The 17,373-nt window shown below is 26.9% G+C and carries 13 protein-coding genes, 3 tRNA genes and 1 riboswitch; of the genes, 10 read left to right on the top strand and 6 right to left on the bottom strand.

Annotation, left to right across the window (positions count from 1 at the left end; translation table 11 throughout):
- Positions 1-199: 199 nt before the first annotated feature.
- Together Q0T35_RS03815 and Q0T35_RS03810 are read right to left on the bottom strand one after the other, a co-directional pair.
- Positions 200-1,324, bottom strand: coding sequence for a DUF5074 domain-containing protein (locus Q0T35_RS03815; protein WP_295841022.1), 1,125 nt, complete (start codon positions 1,322-1,324; stop codon positions 200-202).
- Complete coding sequence (locus Q0T35_RS03810) at positions 1,321-3,351, bottom strand: TonB-dependent receptor (protein ID WP_295841021.1); 2,031 nt, start codon at positions 3,349-3,351, stop codon at positions 1,321-1,323. The genes Q0T35_RS03815 and Q0T35_RS03810 overlap by 4 nt, the downstream gene beginning before the upstream one ends.
- Positions 3,352-3,469: 118 nt before the next feature.
- Positions 3,470-3,661: riboswitch (cobalamin riboswitch) on the bottom strand.
- Between the two features lie 118 nt (positions 3,662-3,779).
- Between Q0T35_RS03810 and Q0T35_RS03805 the strand changes: the two genes are divergently transcribed.
- The gene (locus Q0T35_RS03805; RefSeq protein ID WP_293918287.1) at positions 3,780-4,112 is read left to right on the top strand and encodes a MerR family transcriptional regulator; all 333 of its coding nucleotides are present in this window, start codon (positions 3,780-3,782) and stop codon (positions 4,110-4,112) included.
- A 21-nt stretch (positions 4,113-4,133) separates the two neighbouring features.
- The gene (locus Q0T35_RS03800; protein WP_293918289.1) at positions 4,134-4,370 is read left to right on the top strand and encodes a hypothetical protein; all 237 of its coding nucleotides are present in this window, start codon (positions 4,134-4,136) and stop codon (positions 4,368-4,370) included.
- A 182-nt stretch (positions 4,371-4,552) separates the two neighbouring features.
- Here the strand turns inward: Q0T35_RS03800 and Q0T35_RS03795 are convergent, their stop codons facing one another.
- Positions 4,553-5,581, bottom strand: a complete 1,029-nt coding sequence (locus tag Q0T35_RS03795) for a glycosyltransferase family 2 protein (protein ID WP_295810868.1) — start codon at positions 5,579-5,581, stop codon at positions 4,553-4,555.
- Between the two features lie 4 nt (positions 5,582-5,585).
- Positions 5,586-6,539, bottom strand: coding sequence for a glycosyltransferase family 2 protein (locus tag Q0T35_RS03790; protein WP_295841020.1), 954 nt, complete (start codon positions 6,537-6,539; stop codon positions 5,586-5,588).
- A gap of 510 nt (positions 6,540-7,049) precedes the next feature.
- On the opposite strand from Q0T35_RS03790, the gene Q0T35_RS03785 reads away from it, so the two are divergent.
- Positions 7,050-7,610, top strand: coding sequence for a 1-acyl-sn-glycerol-3-phosphate acyltransferase (locus tag Q0T35_RS03785; protein ID WP_293918295.1), 561 nt, complete (start codon positions 7,050-7,052; stop codon positions 7,608-7,610).
- Positions 7,611-7,955: 345 nt separating this feature from the next.
- Here Q0T35_RS03785 and Q0T35_RS03780 read toward each other — a convergent pair whose 3' ends face one another.
- Positions 7,956-8,654: a hypothetical protein gene (locus Q0T35_RS03780; RefSeq protein ID WP_293918297.1), complete on the bottom strand. Its 699-nt coding sequence runs from the start codon at positions 8,652-8,654 to the stop codon at positions 7,956-7,958.
- Between the two features lie 75 nt (positions 8,655-8,729).
- On the opposite strand from Q0T35_RS03780, the gene Q0T35_RS03775 reads away from it, so the two are divergent.
- Positions 8,730-9,107 carry an RNA-binding S4 domain-containing protein gene (locus tag Q0T35_RS03775; RefSeq protein WP_293918299.1) on the top strand — a complete coding sequence of 126 codons (378 nt, stop codon included), beginning with the start codon at positions 8,730-8,732 and terminating at the stop codon, positions 9,105-9,107.
- 13 nt (positions 9,108-9,120) lie between these two features.
- Here Q0T35_RS03775 and Q0T35_RS03770 read toward each other — a convergent pair whose 3' ends face one another.
- Positions 9,121-9,639 carry a shikimate kinase gene (locus Q0T35_RS03770; protein ID WP_295841016.1) on the bottom strand — a complete coding sequence of 173 codons (519 nt, stop codon included), beginning with the start codon at positions 9,637-9,639 and terminating at the stop codon, positions 9,121-9,123.
- Between the two features lie 115 nt (positions 9,640-9,754).
- Between Q0T35_RS03770 and Q0T35_RS03765 the strand changes: the two genes are divergently transcribed.
- The 6 genes from Q0T35_RS03765 to Q0T35_RS03740 form a co-directional block, all read left to right on the top strand.
- Positions 9,755-9,827: transfer RNA gene (locus Q0T35_RS03765), tRNA-Lys, on the top strand.
- 54 nt (positions 9,828-9,881) lie between these two features.
- A tRNA-Lys gene (locus tag Q0T35_RS03760) sits at positions 9,882-9,954 on the top strand.
- 46 nt (positions 9,955-10,000) lie between these two features.
- Positions 10,001-10,073 (top strand) — tRNA-Lys (locus Q0T35_RS03755).
- A 1,841-nt stretch (positions 10,074-11,914) separates the two neighbouring features.
- Positions 11,915-13,765: a leucine-rich repeat domain-containing protein gene (locus Q0T35_RS03750; RefSeq protein ID WP_295841014.1), complete on the top strand. Its 1,851-nt coding sequence runs from the start codon at positions 11,915-11,917 to the stop codon at positions 13,763-13,765.
- Between the two features lie 296 nt (positions 13,766-14,061).
- On the top strand, positions 14,062-15,783 hold the full coding sequence (locus tag Q0T35_RS03745) for a T9SS type A sorting domain-containing protein (protein WP_295841012.1): 1,722 nt from the start codon (positions 14,062-14,064) through the stop codon (positions 15,781-15,783).
- A 296-nt stretch (positions 15,784-16,079) separates the two neighbouring features.
- The coding region (locus tag Q0T35_RS03740) for a leucine-rich repeat domain-containing protein (RefSeq protein WP_366937724.1) at positions 16,080-17,373 on the top strand (1,294 nt) is incomplete at its 3' end.

Genomic DNA, 17,373 nt, shown 5'->3' with positions numbered 1-17,373 from the left:
TTTTAAAGTTTTGCAGCCAAAGTTACAATTTTTGATTAAAATGTGAAATTAAAAAAATGATAAAATAGATATCAAGGAATATTTATCTTGCTAAATTTGATGAATTTATAAAGTTAAGCAAGTCATTTATATATTTACAAAATGAAAAAGTTGTTATAACAACTCTTTCATTTAATTCAATTATTTCTTAAATAATGATTTATTTGTTTATAAGAGCCAAATGTCCAGGAATTAAACCGGTTAGTTTACACCATTGTAAATTTCCGTCTTTGGAAAAGTAATAAAGCTTACCATTTGAAGTATAATCCAGTGCATCTGTAATATAAAAACTTCCGTCAGAAGGATCCGCCAAAATACCGTAAGGAGACATAATTTCTGAATTATTTATTGAATTTATTAGATCTGACGAGATAATTTTTTGGGTATCTATATCAATAATTCCATAGGTATTTACTGTTGCTCCAGATGTATATTCAGTTCCATAAAAATAAAGTTTTTCTTTATAAAATGTTAAATCTGAAATATTGATATCCAGCTTATTGATAATCTCATCTGTGGACGGATCAATGACTGCTATAAAAGGCTTTAAGTTCTTATAATCTCCTCTGGAAGTAACCCATATATGATTATTTTTATCCGTTCTTATTCTATGCAAATTTTTGCCGACCTCTACCTCATGGACTTTAATAAAAGAATTTAAGTCAATTACTGTTACAGTATTGTCGTATTCCGGTGCATGATATCCACCTGAATTGGCAACATAAAGCTTGTTATTAGCTATAGTCATTTCTTCTGGATTAAAGCCGACAGTTATTTCATTTACAATTTTTTGGCTGTTTATATCAATTTTGGCTACATAACCTTTACCGTTGGGCGTATTACTTGCATAAGAAGTAACATATGCATAATCTCCAGAAAAAGCAATATAACGACAATTTGGTATAGCTATTTTGCCCAAATGTTTTGCAGTTTTGGAATCCATAATTTCAACGTAGTTGGACATATTGATAACTGCATACAATTTATCTTTATAAATTTTTAAATCATTTCCAGTATCTCCTAATCCTCCTTGATTAGGATTGATTTTTTCAAAATAATTATTGAAAAATTCACCCGTATCATAATTAAGATAGGATAATGAAGAGTTGTTTTGTTGAAAACTGCCCTCATTTAATATGTATAACCCTTTTTTAGCTCCCGGTTGAGGTGCAATATTATTATCAGACCAGCTGTCGTCACTATTACAAGAGATAAGGAACGTTGTAATAATAAATAAAAATGAAAATATAAATTTTCTTAATGTCATAATTAATTGTTTATTCATATGTTAAATTTAAAGCTAATTTTATAGTTTCTTCCCGGCATGGGATAATTGGCTATTATGTCATAATATTTATTAAAGATATTGTTGATTTCCAGAGATGCCCTACTTTGTATGGTCTTAAAATATAATTTTTTGGAAAGTTGTATATCATGTGTATACCAGGCTTTCACTAAATTATCATTAGTATTGGATGGAGAGTTATAACGTTCTCCGGTGTACATAAAACTATAATTGAAATTCCAATCTTTGTAATTAATCCCAAGTAAAAGAGTGCCACTGTTCCAAGGTATGTAAGGAAGCTGATTTTTATAATTTAGTACCGGAGACGTTAGGTTTTGAGCATCTTCGTAGGTATAGGTAACTTTAGTAGTGAAAAGAATATCTTTAAGTAATAAAGAAACTTGAGAGGACATATCTATGCCTCGTATACGGGTTTTACCAATATTGCGCATACTCCAACGAAACTGTTGTCCTTTCGGATAGGCTATAATCTTATCTTTAACCGTATTGTAATATCCATCTACGGTAAAACCTATATGAGAAACCACTCCCGAAGTAAAGTTTTTATTATAAGTGACGCCTATATCGAATTGGTTAGTATATTCTGGCTTTAAGTTAGAATTTCCAATATCTGTATAATATAAATCATTAAATGTCGGCATACGGAATATTCTTTTATAAAAGCTATGGAAGCTTAATTCATTTGATTTGAAAGGTTGGTAATTAAAAAAGAATGCAGGTGTAAGCTCATTTTTATCAGAAGCGCCCATTACGTTACTTTTGTGATCTGTCCTATCTTGTACAAAAGTGCCTAGTAAACTCGTTTGTAATTTAATTTTGGTAAACTGAAGAGCAGTGGCAAAAGCTACTAATTCTGTATTTCTTATGGGATTAGCAAAATTCACTAAATCAGCTTTCATGCTATTATACTGATAATCAGCGGAGATAGATATGTCCCAAAAAGAAAATAATGAATATTGTTGAGCTGTGGAGATATAGAATTCATCCTGTTTATAGGTATTATTTATAAGATAGGAAAACTTGTCTCCCCATTTAGAATCTTTATATATCTCAATATTTTCATAATGAGTAAAATCATGAGCATATTTAGCATTTATCATTATTTTATATTTTTTACTAAACAGCTTTTCCAATGAACCTTGCATAAAGAAATTTCGATCCTCTTGTTTACCGAACTGATATTTTTCGTAAGAATTTTTTATAACGGCTCCGGGGATTTTTCTGCTGGAATCGTAATAATATCCTTTCAAATTCCATTTACCGTTAGTAAGTTTACCAAATAACCCGGCTTCAGTCCGTAAAGCACTGATATTTCCGTTTTGTCTTATGGCTATGGTATCCCATGTACCTTTTTTCTGCCGGTATTTATATTTTCCGTCAGAATTAATGTATTCGATATTGAAAGAAGAGGTAAGTACAGATGATAATTTTTCTTCCCATACAAGGGATGGGTTTATTAAGTTAAATGATCCTGAGCGATAAGTAGAATTTATATTCGTTTTTTTATTACCCATAAAAACCGGTCGTTTAGTGGTAAGATATATTGTTCCGGCCGATCCGAAATCTTTTGCTGATTGAAATATTTGACATTTTTGTCCATTATAGATAGAGATAGATTCTAAATTATCCATCGAAAATTTACCAAGATCTACCATTCCGTTTTGCGCATTTCCTACAGGTATTCCATCGTAAAAGACCCCTACGTGTTCACTCCCCATCCCTCGAATATTGACTGTTTTCATGCCTCCAACTCCTCCATAATCTTTTAATTGTACTCCCGAAAAAAGACGTACGGCATCTGCAACAGAAAAACTATTAATATTTTCCAATTCTTTTCCTTTCAATTCTTGAAAGGGGATTATTGCTTTATCATTCCTCTTTCCAATAGTAACAATCTCCTTCAATTCTGTTATTCTAATGCTATCTTTTTTTTCCTGCGCATTAATAAATGAATAGACCAAGCTTATTGGTAAGGCAAATAAAATATTTTTATAATTATTTATCATTTTTTTGATAAATTATCTTAAATCACTGATATAGCCATATAGTTTCCGGAAAAAGTAAACAGGAAAAGTAAATTAGATGTGCTTTTAATGTTTTCAGCCTTGTTCCACGAAAGCTTTTAAAACTATATTTAAATTTGGCAGGTCTTCTGACTTACTTCATCTTAAGAACCTTCCCAAGCAAAACGTACTTAGTGGTATAATCTTAAAACCTTTTTTGAAGATTACAGCAGCGGGCCTGTTTCGGACTTTCACCGAATTCCCTTTTAAGACTGCTTTTTTAATAACAGTCACCAAATTCAGGCAAATATAAATATTTTTTAGTAGCCTCCCTAAAGCTCATTTTTAAGGTAATAAAATTATATTTTAAAAGAGATTGTTTTTTTTATTAAAATTTAGAAAGTTGTAGTAAAAAATCTTAGATTTGAATAATGAATGTACAGCTTCCTGAAAAATTATATTATTCTATTGGAGAAGTAGCGCAAGCTTTTCATGTTAATACTTCTTTAATAAGATTCTGGGAGAAAGAATTTGATAGTATTTCACCAAAAAAGAATAAAAAAGGAGACCGTTTTTTTACTCCAAAAGATATTGAAAATCTTAAAATAATTTATTATTTAGTTAAGGAAAAAGGATATACCTTAGAAGGAGCAAAAGTTGTTTTACAAACACAAAAAAATTTACCGAAAAAAGTAGAGATAATCTCACGCTTGGAATTAGTAAAGGAAGAATTACTTAAGTTGAAGGAGTTATTAGATGATTAAAATTTAAATAAAGACAATAATATGAAGTTACCAAAATTTTTAATGGCAGACAATTCGGATTTTCCGGAAGATTTATTTGTTGTGCATACAGAATATCCAAGATTTATTTTAAATGTAGAGGAAGAAGAGGTAGAGTGGTTTGATGATTTGGAAGGAGAAGAAGAAGAAGTTGCCAATGAAGTAAATTCTCTGATAGAACAAGCTTTTAATTTTTGTGATGCAGAAATTGAAAGATATGAAGAAGATGATGAAGATTAATTCTTCTTTGGTTCTTTTATAATATATAAATAAGCAGTTAATACTGCTTATTTTTTTATTTAAATATTAAATTATTTTATAAATAAATGAGGATGAAATTTTTGTGTAATATAATTGTAAAATAATATAATTATTTAGGTATACTCATAAATTTACTAGAAAATTTATAAATAAGTTCCAATTTATTCGTCAACTGAACAACCCTGATTTCGATATTGATCTTTGAACTTGTTTGTCCATTTTTTCCATTCTTCGGGTTTAATTTTTTCATTATTTTTATTTTCTAATAATGATAAAATATAACTTTCAGAAAAATCCTTCGGAAAATTCTCTAATGGATCGAACTGATCGTTATACCATTTTTCATTTACGACATGATTAAACTGATTTACATCGAAGTTAAAACCATAGCTATGATACGAATTAGTAGCAGAAGATGAAAAAGTTGTTTTCAACGTTTCCTTCTTCAATTGCGCAATCATCGTTTTATTATGTTTATATTTTCGATAATACATAATAGCATTAAATAATTGTTTTTTTTCATCGACTTTTCCGTTAATATTCTGCCATGTTGCTAACCAAAATTCTTTTTTATGAATTCCCATCAGTATGGAATTTAGTATCCAATATTTTGTTTTAGTGTTGTTAGTAACTAATCCTAATTTATATAATAAGCTAAAAAATTTATATTTATTATAAAAAAAACATTCCATAAGGAAAGGTGGGAGGGTAAAAAGATCAGGATAAATTGCAAACATCTCAGAAGTAATATCTACCTGTTTAAATTGATTTACAAAATTTTCATTTCCCAGCCATCCCAATCTTAGTAATGAAATGTCTTCTTTGCCCATTATTTCATTTAATTCATTAACATTTATTTTTCGGATGAACCAAACGTCGTCTTCTGTAATTATAAAATAAGGAGAAGCATCTTTTACTGTATTAATCCACATTTGAGTAGGAATTTTAAAACCATTAATATCTGCTCCGGTTTTTAGATTTTCTTGTATTGCTTCTGTTTTTTCATCATAATTTTCAGATCTTACAATTTTAATAGACGGATATTTAGTTTTTATTTTAGTTAAATATTTTTCAGGTGTTCCATCATCTAAGACTGTGATTGTATAATCACCTTCTACAAATTTTTGAATGCTATACAAGCATCTGTCTAAATAGAACGGACGATTAAATGATTTTATGATTATATCCATAATTTTAGATCTTAGAAAAAAATTTACCTAATATAGAGAAAATACTTTTATTTTCTGATACAAGATAATAAAATATAAAGTATAAAGAAATGGGGTAATTTTTTTGATATTTTTTTAATAAAAAACGCATAGTTTCCCTATCTCGTCTATATAAACAGATTTTTAAAGCAAATAGGCAATCGTCTTTTATGATAGGATAATTTATATTATATATCTGAGTAAAGGATTTCGGATCAAATGATTCATAGGAATCTTTACCGGTGGAGAGTCTTTCATTATAAAAAAAACGGGCTTTGTTGATAAATAGCCATTGTACCAATCTATTTTTAGTTTTAGACAAAGAATTGGAAGTTTGTCGATAAGAAATGAGAATATCTGAAAGATTATCAATCTTTTTTCCTTCGGAAAATAAACGTAATATTAGGTCGTAATCTTCACAATAGATCATCTTCTCGCGGTAAAAAACGTTCTCATTTCTAAACATAACTGTAGAATGATATATAAGATTGTTTTTATTAATATTATTTTTTAATTTCTCATATCCTGTTGGAGCAATAAAGCTGTTTTCTACCTTATCATTTTCTTCAATAATATAAGCACTGCTGCCAATTAAAAATATATCCGGATTATTTTCCAGATATTTAACTTGATATTCTAATCTATTTGGTAATGCTAAATCGTCAGAATCTAATATGGCAATATATTTACCTTTTGCCTTTTCAATTCCTTTATTGCGAGATTTGATAACAAAAAGATTTTTATCATTATTTAATAAGATAATACGGGAATCTTTTTTACAATATTCTTTAACAATAGATTGTGTATTATCCGTAGAACCATCATTAATTACTAATAATTCAAAATTATTAAAAGTTTGATTAATTATCGATTCTATAGATGCAGATATATGCTTTTCTGCATTGTAAGCAGCCATAATAACTGATACAATTGGAGCCATAGGATAAGTATATAGTTACAAAAGTATAACATTTTATTTAAAGTGCTTATATTCATAAGTTTTTTAATAATAAGTATATAATCAATATTAAATCGAATGTTTTTTATAAAAAAAAATAATTATTCAATGAAAGAATAACGAATAGTATAAAAGAAAAGATTAGAGAGGGAAGAAAAAAAATTAACTCAGATTATTTATGATAAATTTTATTTATATTCAGAGAAAATTTTTAATTTAGCAAAAAATTAGGGTGTTCATATAATATAGGGATTCTGATAATTAAAACTCAGGGTTTTATTAATTATAGATAATGCCTGTATACATATTATAGTGTTTTTAATTAATAAGAAAAAATAAAAGATCATGGTACAAATTCTCTTTAAGATGGTATTAGTTATTATGGATTTCATAATGTCAATGTTCAGTTAATAAGAAAATTATATACATGTGAAATGTTCAGCTAAAACATTGGCTGAATTTTTTAATTATTTTTGTAGTTAAAAACGAAATATGAAAAAAATACTAGGAAGATTAATGCTGTTTGTTATGGGATGGAAATTTAAAAATAAAGTTTCTGTTAATGAATTAAGAAAATGTGTTTTAATATGTGCCCCCCATACTTCTAATTGGGATTTCTATTATTGTTTAGCTAGTTTTTGGTGTTTAAATATTCCTTATAAAGTAATGATTAAAGATTCGTATACCAAACCATGGTATGGAGGCTTTTTTAAAGCATTAGGGTGTATAGGGGTAGACCGCAGCCAATGGAATAATTTAGTACAATATTCGGCAGAGCTTATAAAAAATTCAAAATCAATGGCTCTTATTAATACTCCAGAAGCCACACGCTCTTGGTCTTTAAAATGGAAAAAAGGTTTTTATTATATTGCTAAACAAGCAAATGTTCCTATAGCCCTTGCCTATGCAGATTATAAAAATAAAGTAACGGGCGTAGATAAGATGATATATATTGAGGATAAAACCATTGATGAAATTTTTGATGAAATTGAAGGTTTTTATAGACCGGAAATGGCTAAATTTCCTGAAAAATATAATCCTAAAATTTACTAATTTTTTAAAGCCTATAGATAATAGGATAGGATATAGAAATCAAGACGTTATTTACTTTTGTTAGCTATATTTTAATAAATTTCGGTTCAAGAATACTTATCTTCAGTTTTTTGCGCATGTTTAGAAATTTTAAGACAATTAAATTCAAAAGAAAAGTTTAATGTTCATACGTAATTTAGCATTTACATTCTATAACTAAAAATATGCTAAATTACTATGGATTTTTTTTAAAATCAATTCCGAAATATAAATTAATTCCAATTCTTTATATTGCTAATAAATATTAATAATTTATTTATAGAATATAAATTGAATTAATTGATGATAAATGATTTTATAAAAACTTTAATTACAAGATTGATCTTTAGGACAAACTTTGTATAATTCAAAATTTAGAATGAAAGTAGCATTTTTACTATTCGTATAATTCTCTTCCCTACCGTAAGCTAATCGTGAGGGAACAATTATTACTCCTTGTAAAACATTATAAAGGTCATTTATAGATTTATTTGTGGGTTTAAAGTCTTTTAAACCGTCTACAATTCCTTTAATTACATAATAATTTTCACTCTTAATCGTATCGTTTTTAGGTTTTTTATAAAAGAAAGGATCTTCTTGAGCAATGCCCGAATTATCTATAGAACTTGAAGAAGTATATAAGGTAGAATACCCATTTCCGCCTTCGCTAGCAATAAAATATTTAAGAGAATAATGAATTAGAATGTTATTTTTTCCGTCTGCCGTTAGGGAATCGTTTATGCCTTTATCCGCGTTTGGATTTGTTACAATCCAATATCCTAAGGATGATTTTTTTGCATTTTTACTTAAAGGTTCTTTGTCTTCAGGAGTTACTGCATCTGAAAATTTAGTTACTTTTCCAAGATCATCAAAATAATAACTATTCAAAAAATTTATAATAGCAGTATCATCAGCCGTATTTTGCTCCTCAATGGATAAAGAAGAAGTATTATTGTCATCGCTACTGCATGAAACAAGAAATAACAAAATAAAGAAATATCCGGCTACAAAAGATTTTCTAATCATGTAATTAAAATATGTTAAATTAGTTGCTAATTTACAATTAAATTTAAAATTTAAAGATTTAATTTTATCAACCCTATGAGAATAGATAAATTTCTATGGTGTGTACGTTTTTATAAAACACGAGCAATAGCTACGGAAGAATGTAAAAAAAATAGAGTTTTTTTGGAAGATGTTCCTTTAAAACCTTCAAAGGAAATATTAGTTGGTGAAACATATAAAATAAGAAAAAATCAAATTGATTACAAAATTCAAGTAATACAAATACCACCTAATAGAGTAGGAGCTAAATTGGTATCGTTATATATTAAAGACCTTACAGATCCTGAACAGATTGAAATGATGAAGACCAGAGCTCAGTCACAAAATTATTACCGCCAAAAAGGAGTAGGAAGGCCTACCAAAAAAGATAGGAGGGATTTGGATGATTATACTCTAGAATGGGAAGATGAATAATTGTAATATGTGTTTATTTCTCAAGTTGGAGTAAGTCGATAATTTCGTCACATAATTCATTCGGATTTTTTTGTTTGACTTGTATTTTATAAGTAGACAATTCGTAAAAGGGAGAACGCTCAAATAAGTGTTTAGCAATAAATTCTAATAAATCTTCATCTTCCAGATGAGAAATAAGAGGACGATGTTCTTTTTCATTACTCAGCCTTAAGGCTAATTCCGAAGGATTCATTTTTAAGTAAAAGGATAGGCTTCTCTTATTTATCAAATTCATATTATTATGATATACCGGAGTACCTCCTCCTAAGCTCAATACCCTATGATCTTCATCTAACAGTTCTTTTAAATAGAAATTTTCTTTTTTGCGGAAATAAATTTCTCCGTATTCAGAAAAAATTTCATGAATAGACTTTTTTTCTTGTGCGCTTATATACTCGTCCAAATCTATAAAGTCTAGTTGTAGAGAGTTTGCTAAACTTTTTCCTACAGTGGATTTTCCACTTCCCATATAACCCAGCAAAGTAATATTCATAATTTTTAGATTTTTTACAAATATGAGATTTTTTATTATATTTATTTGCATACCCGAAAAAAGTCACTATATTTGCACTCGCTAAACGAAAATGCTTAGCGAGTACTAAAATAAAGACCTGGTAGCTCAGTTGGTAGAGCACAACACTTTTAATGTTGGGGTCCTGGGTTCGAGCCCCAGCCAGGTCACATCAATTGTTATATATTGATGGTAAAGTCAATATAGAATACTAAAATTAGGGAGACCTGGTAGCTCAGTTGGTAGAGCACAACACTTTTAATGTTGGGGTCCTGGGTTCGAGCCCCAGCCAGGTCACATATAGTAAATTTTCGCTTGAGTTTCTCAAGCTTTTCTTGTTTTTGACTCCGTAGCTCAGTTGGTAGAGCAACTGACTCTTAATCAGTGGGTCGAGAGTTCGAGCCTCTCCGGGGTCACAAAGCCTAAAACCGCACCATATATGCATTTAGGCTTTTTTTATTTCTTGATCAAGTGTAATCACATAATTCAAATAATGATTTCGGCAATGTAAAAATCATTTTAAAATATATAATTTATATATGTAATTATTCGATAAATAGATGTTTTTTTCTGAAGTATGAATGTTCCTTTATAATTTGAAAAAATTTCTAAACAAAAATTAAATACAAGGGTAAATCATGCTGTTATTTCATTCAAATTATAAAAAATATCCCAATTATTTTTCTTGCAAAAAAATTAATGATGAGACATTAAATAAAGCCATTAATGTATATAAATTATCTGAACTATGCTTTCATATATTTATATTTTTAATATTTATTATATATCTGTAAAAAATAAGTATTATTAAAAGTGTTGGATATTGGAATTATAAAATATAATCTATAATTTTTGACTATTCGGCTATTATTTAGAGGGCATAACTTTTAAGTCTCTATATAATCATTTAGAAATGAGAGGATTTTATATCTATAATTCTTTTTATTACTAACGCTGTTGGACTCATTTATTTATATAAATTTATTTTTAAGCATTTATCAAATCATACAATATTAGTTATAGTACTATGTAATATTTATGAACGAGTTTCTTTAATTAATAATTTTAACAAAGTTGGAATTTTAAAATTACTGATCATAGATTCTATATGATGGACTGATTCAGTAAATAGTATACTTTCATAGCTAATATATGAAGGCTACTATTTCCTGAACTAAATTTTTACTTCTTAAAAAAGGATTTTATACTACTCCAATAATCGAAATTTTATTATCTAATGCTATCAAATAAATAGTTTCCTAATTTTGGTTTAAATAAACAAAACTATAAACAATAATCAGCTCAATATTAGCTGGGTTTACTTATTTTAGCAATGTTAAAATATAAGGAAGCGCTCGCTTATAAAATAATCTGGATTCGTAAGCTGAAATTTCTGTAATATAAATAATTATAATCTCATCGGGTTTGGGGTATTTCCAATTTTGAAACAATACACCTGTTGCTTTTGCATGTTGTAGCTAAAAATACACATCTACGGTTAATTCTATAGTATTAAGTTATATACTTAACTTTTTATTTTTTATTTAGGATAATTTTCAGGAAATATGGGTGTTAAAATTATATAATTAGAAATACTATTGATCTTACACAAATTTCATTTTACTTTATTTTTATAAATTAGAGTTGAAAAAATTAAATGATTATCTTGTTTGTATTATATTTCAGTCGTTATTCAAATTGCAAATTAAAATTATTTAGATATTACTTTTATCTAAGTAATAAACTAATTGTTTATTTTGACTACAGGATAACATAAATAAGCAATATTGTTTTTCTACATATTTTTACAATAGCTCATAATAAATAATTGTCTCAATTTTCTGATTTTATCGAATTTATATTCTCTATTCTTTTTAATAAAAAAAATAATTTACAATATTCACTAAGAGTATAATATACTTGAATTTAACATTATTTCATTAAAAATAATAAGTTAAAATACTACTGTAATATATATTTTTTATATGATATAAAAATGTTTAATAAAATTGAATGCTAAGGTACTCGCGTTAGGTGGTAAAAAATAATTCTATTCTGATCTTTTAGTTAATTAAGATCTTATTGTAAATTCATGTACTTGTCAATTTGATTATTAATTAAAAGCTAGTTAAAATATTTAAAATACTTATTTTGTATTAATTGTTTAATTTAATATTTAATGTTATATTGATAATATTTTATATATTTATTAAATTATTTTAAATTAGCATTAATAAAATTAATAATATATAAAAACATGAAAAAAACTTTATTTTTTATTTTAGTATGTTGTTTAGTTAATACCGTAGCATTAGCTTCAAGCAGTATTTCAGATAAACAAAATTATTTAAAAAAGAATTATGTGTCTTCTGCAACTTCTAATTACGATGCTTTGGATGTTTATGGAATTTTGAATTTTTTAATGCAATATTCTGAAGAAGATCGAAAATGGAATTATGAGTTGACAGATCTTACGTGGGACGAAATAAGCAGAGCAATAGATGGTGAACCTGAAGTAATTTTTAATAAGTTAATTGGTAGATTTATATGGAAAGAAATCAATGGTTATAAAGTGTTAGTAAAATTATATATAAATCAGAGAAAATTTAATGGGGTATTTAATGGTGAATATTTTAAAAATCTTGAGGAATTATATTGCCAAAATAATAAACTAACCAACATAGATGTGTCTAAAAATCTTAATTTACAGTATATAAATTGTTCTTATAATCAATTAACAATATTAGATGTTTCCAAGAATTCAAAATTAAGAATATTATATTGTTATTATAATCAATTAACGGAATTGAATGTATCTAATACTATAAACTTGACAAAGTTGGATTGTGAAAATAATGCATTGGCTGAACTAGATTTATCGAAGAGTAAAAAGTTAGAATATTTACATTGTATTAATAATCAATTTACTACGCTAGACTTAACCCATAATATAAATTTAGAAAAATTATATTGTCAAAATAATAAAATAAGTCAATTGGATTTGTCAGCGAATACTAAATTAGAGTATTTAAATTCCAGTTATAATAATTTAACTGAATTAGATGTATCTAAAAACATTAGATTAGAAACTTTGAATTGTGAAAATAATCAGCTTACTTCCTTAAATTTATCTAGTAATTATAATTTAATTTATTTATATTGTTATAACAATCAGATCACTTCATTAGATTTATCTAATGTTACACACTTAAAATATTTGTATTGCTTCTCGAATAAATTAAAAACAATTGATGTATCTAAAAATATTTATTTAATTGATTTATATTGTTATTCAAATCAACTCAGCACATTAGATATATCCAAAAACACTAAATTGGTGTATCTATATTGCTATTCTAATTTAATAGAAGCTTTGGATGTGTCTAAGAATGTTAATTTAACCTCATTATATTGTTATTCCAATCAACTTATTTCATTGATTTTGCCGAAGATGAATAAATTATCTAAACTAGTTGGGGCTACAAATCACTTAAAATTTTCTACTTTACAAGGGAATTTTATTTCAATTAAAAATCTTACTTTAACTCCGCAAGCCACTTTAGATGGGGGAACAAAAGGATATTTAGAAATTTTGGATCTTTCTTCCGAATATCTTATTGATGGAAAAATTACCACATATAATTGGTATGATAAAGCAACCAATGAAGAAGTAAATATGTATGCGTTAAATGGTAAATTCTATGCAAGCCCTGAAAATGCAGGAAAAACATTAGTTTGTCTCATGACCAATGAACTATTTCCGGACTTTTTATTTGAGTATGAGGTAACAATAAAAGATGAAATGATTTCATCAAGGAATGTTAAAACAACCATACCTGAAGGTTTCAAATTAGTAGGTTCCAAAGGCAAACATAAAGCATTAGAATCTGTACAGCTTACTCCTAATCCGGTTGTAGATATATTGAAGGTTAATACCGCTTCAAAAGTAGAATCAGCAAATGTTTACAGTTATACAGGAAAAGAAGTAAAAAGAATTCCCACAGTATACAATAACGAATTAAATTTACAAGACTTACCCTCAGGAATTTATATGATAAGTATAAAAACTGAGCAAGGAATGGTAACCCAAAAGGTTATAAAAAAATAAAAAGTTAAAAAAATCATAAAAAACCTGCATATTATTAATGCAGGTTTTTTTTGTTAGTTAAAAAGTTAAGGATAATAAATATCTAAAAAATGAGATGAATGATTTATGTCATAAATGATTGTAAAAGTAAAAATTGAATTATTAAAAGTTTACCAATTAGAATAAGGTTTTTAGAGTAAATTGTAGGTGTTAATTTGATAATAAATGTTAATGATGTTAAATTATTTATTTTATAAAAATATTTTAAATAGATTAAATTATCTTAAATTAGCCTAAAATAATAAAAAATATTTCTTATGAAAAAAACTTTACTTTTTGTAATAGTGTATTGTATAGTTAATACCATCGCACTAGCTTCAGGAAACGTTTCTGATAAGCAAGAATATCTGAAAACAAATTATGTAGCAACAGAAAACTCAAATTATGATGCTATGGATGTATTTGGGATATTGAATTTTCTTATGCAATATTCCAAGGAAACTCAAAAATGGAATTACGAATTGTCGGGATTGACGTGGGAGGATATGTCAAAAGCGATAAAAGGTGATTTTAACGTGATATTAGAACATTTTCCAGATTCTTTTATTTGGAAAGAAACTAATGGTACAAAAATTTTAATTGAGATGAATATCTTCTATAAAAAATATACCGGAAAATTTGATGGTAGATATTTTAAAAATTTAGAAGTACTGTCTTGCGGTTTCAATAAATTTTCATCCTTAGATCTTAGTAATAACACTAAATTAATTCGATTAGGTTGTTCTAGTAATGAGCTTACTGAATTAGATTTGTCAAAAAATGTAAATTTGGAGATAGTAGAATGCAGGGAGAATCAGTTAACCTCACTAGATATGTCCAAGAATGTTAACTTAAAACGGTTAGGTTGTGAATCAAATCAACTAACCTCCTTAGATGTATCAAAAAATGTTAACTTAGAAATATTATATTGTTCATCAAATCAACTAACCTCCTTAGATGTATTAAAAAATGTTAACTTACAAGAATTAAATTGTTCATCAAATCAACTTTCTAAGTTAGTGACTGATAATCCTAAATTAATATATATAAGCTGCGATGACAATCAGTTAACTTCCTTAGAGGTATCCCAAAATGTTAACTTAGAATTCTTATATTGTTCTTCAAATCAGTTAACCTCCTTAGATGTGTCAAAAAATGTTAACTTAAAACGGTTAGGTTGTTCTTCAAATCAACTAACTTCCTTAGATTTATCAAAGAATGTTAACTTAGAAGTGTTAGGTTGTTATTCAAATCAACTAACTTCTTTAGATGTATCAAAAAATGATAAATTGTACTTTATATTGTTTAATTCTAATAATATTACCTCATTATCTATACCGAAAGAGCATAATATATCTATTTTTGGAGCTTCTGATAATCAATTAAAGTTTTCCACTGTGCAGGGAAATTATCAAGCAATTCAAATTCCAGTTTGGAATCCACAAGCTACCCTTCAAGGAGGAACAAAAGGATATTTTGATGTATTGGATCTTTCTTCCGAATATCTTATTGATGGGAAAGTTACCATATATAATTGGTATGATAAAGCAAATAAGGAAGAAGTAAATATGTATGCTTTAAAAGGTAAATTTTATGCAAGTCCTGAAAATGCAGGAAAAACATTGATCTGTCAAATGACTAATGAATTATTTCCAGGATTCATATTAGAGTATGAAGTAACGATAAAAGATGAAATGATTTCATCAAGGAATGTTAAAACAACCATACCTGAAGGTTTCAAATTAGTAGGTTCCAAAGGCAAACATAAAGCATTAGAATCTGTACAGCTTACTCCTAATCCGGTTGTAGATATATTGAAGGTTAATACCGCTTCAAAAGTAGAATCAGCAAATGTTTACAGTTATACAGGAAAAGAAGTAAAAAGAATTCCCACAGTATACAATAACGAATTAAATTTACAAGACTTACCCTCAGGAATTTATATGATAAGTATAAAAACTGAGCAAGGAATGGTAACCCAAAAGGTTATAAAAAAATAAAAAGTTAAAAAAATCATAAAAAACCTGCATATTATTAATGCAGGTTTTTTTTGTTAGTTAAAAAGTTAAGGATAATAAATATCTAAAAAATGAGATGAATGATTTATGTCATAAATGATTGTAAAAGTAAAAATTGAATTATTAAAAGTTTACCAATTAGAATAAGGTTTTTAGAGTAAATTGTAGGTGTTAATTTGATAATAAATGTTAATGATGTTAAATTATTTATTTTATAAAAATATTTTAAATAGATTAAATTATCTTAAATTAGCCTAAAATAATAAAAAATATTTCTTATGAAAAAAACTTTACTTTTTGTAATAGTGTATTGTATAGTTAATACCATCGCACTAGCTTCAGGAAACGTTTCTGATAAGCAAGAATATCTGAAAACAAATTATGTAGCAACAGAAAACTCAAATTATGATGCTATGGATGTATTTGGGATATTGAATTTTCTTATGCAATATTCCAAGGAAACTCAAAAATGGAATTACGAATTGTCGGGATTGACGTGGGAGGATATGTCAAAAGCGATAAAAGGTGATTTTAACGTGATATTAGAACATTTTCCAGATTCTTTTATTTGGAAAGAAACTAATGGTACAAAAATTTTAATTGAGATGAATATCTTCTATAAAAAATATACCGGAAAATTTGATGGTAGATATTTTAAAAATTTAGAAGTACTGTCTTGCGGTTTCAATAAATTTTCATCCTTAGATCTTAGTAATAACACTAAATTAATTCGATTAGGTTGTTCTAGTAATGAGCTTACTGAATTAGATTTGTCAAAAAATGTAAATTTGGAGATAGTAGAATGCAGGGAGAATCAGTTAACCTCACTGGATATATCCAAGAATGTTAACTTACAAGAATTAAATTGTTCATTAAATCAACTAACCTCTTTGGATGTATCAAAAAATGTTAACTTAAAAATATTATATTGTGAATCAAATCAACTAACCTCCTTAGATGTGTCAAAAAATGTTAACTTACAAAAATTAAATTGTTATTCAAATCAACTAATTTCCTTAGATGTATCCAAGAATGTTAACTTAGAAGGTTTACATTGTTCTTCAAATCGACTAACCTCCTTAGATGTGTCAAAAAATGTTAACTTAAAAATATTATATTGTGAATCAAATCAACTAACCTCCTTAGATGTATCAAAAAATATTAACCTAGAATGGTTAAGTTGTGAATCAAATCAACTAACCTCCTTAGATCTATCAAAAAATGTTAACTTAAAATCGTTAAGTTTTTCATCAAATCAACTAACTTCCTTAGATGTATCAAAAAATATTAACTTACAAGAATTAATTTGTTCATCAAATCAACTAACTTCTTTAGATGTATCAAAAAATGATAAATTGTTTATTTTATGGTTTGATTATAATAATATTACCTCATTATCTATACCTAAAGAGCATAATATAGGTCTTTTTGGAGCTTCTGACAACCAATTAAAGTTCTCCACTGTGCAGGGAAATTATCAAGCAATTCAAATTCCAGATTGGAATCCACAAGCTACTCTTCAAGGAGGAACAAAAGGATATTTTGATGTATTGGATCTTTCTTCCGAATATC

The organism is uncultured Apibacter sp., assembly GCF_946479295.1.
GTDB lineage: Bacteria > Bacteroidota > Bacteroidia > Flavobacteriales > Weeksellaceae > Apibacter.
Note: the sequence above shows the minus strand (reverse complement) of the source record. Positions and strands in the feature narration are given on the sequence as shown.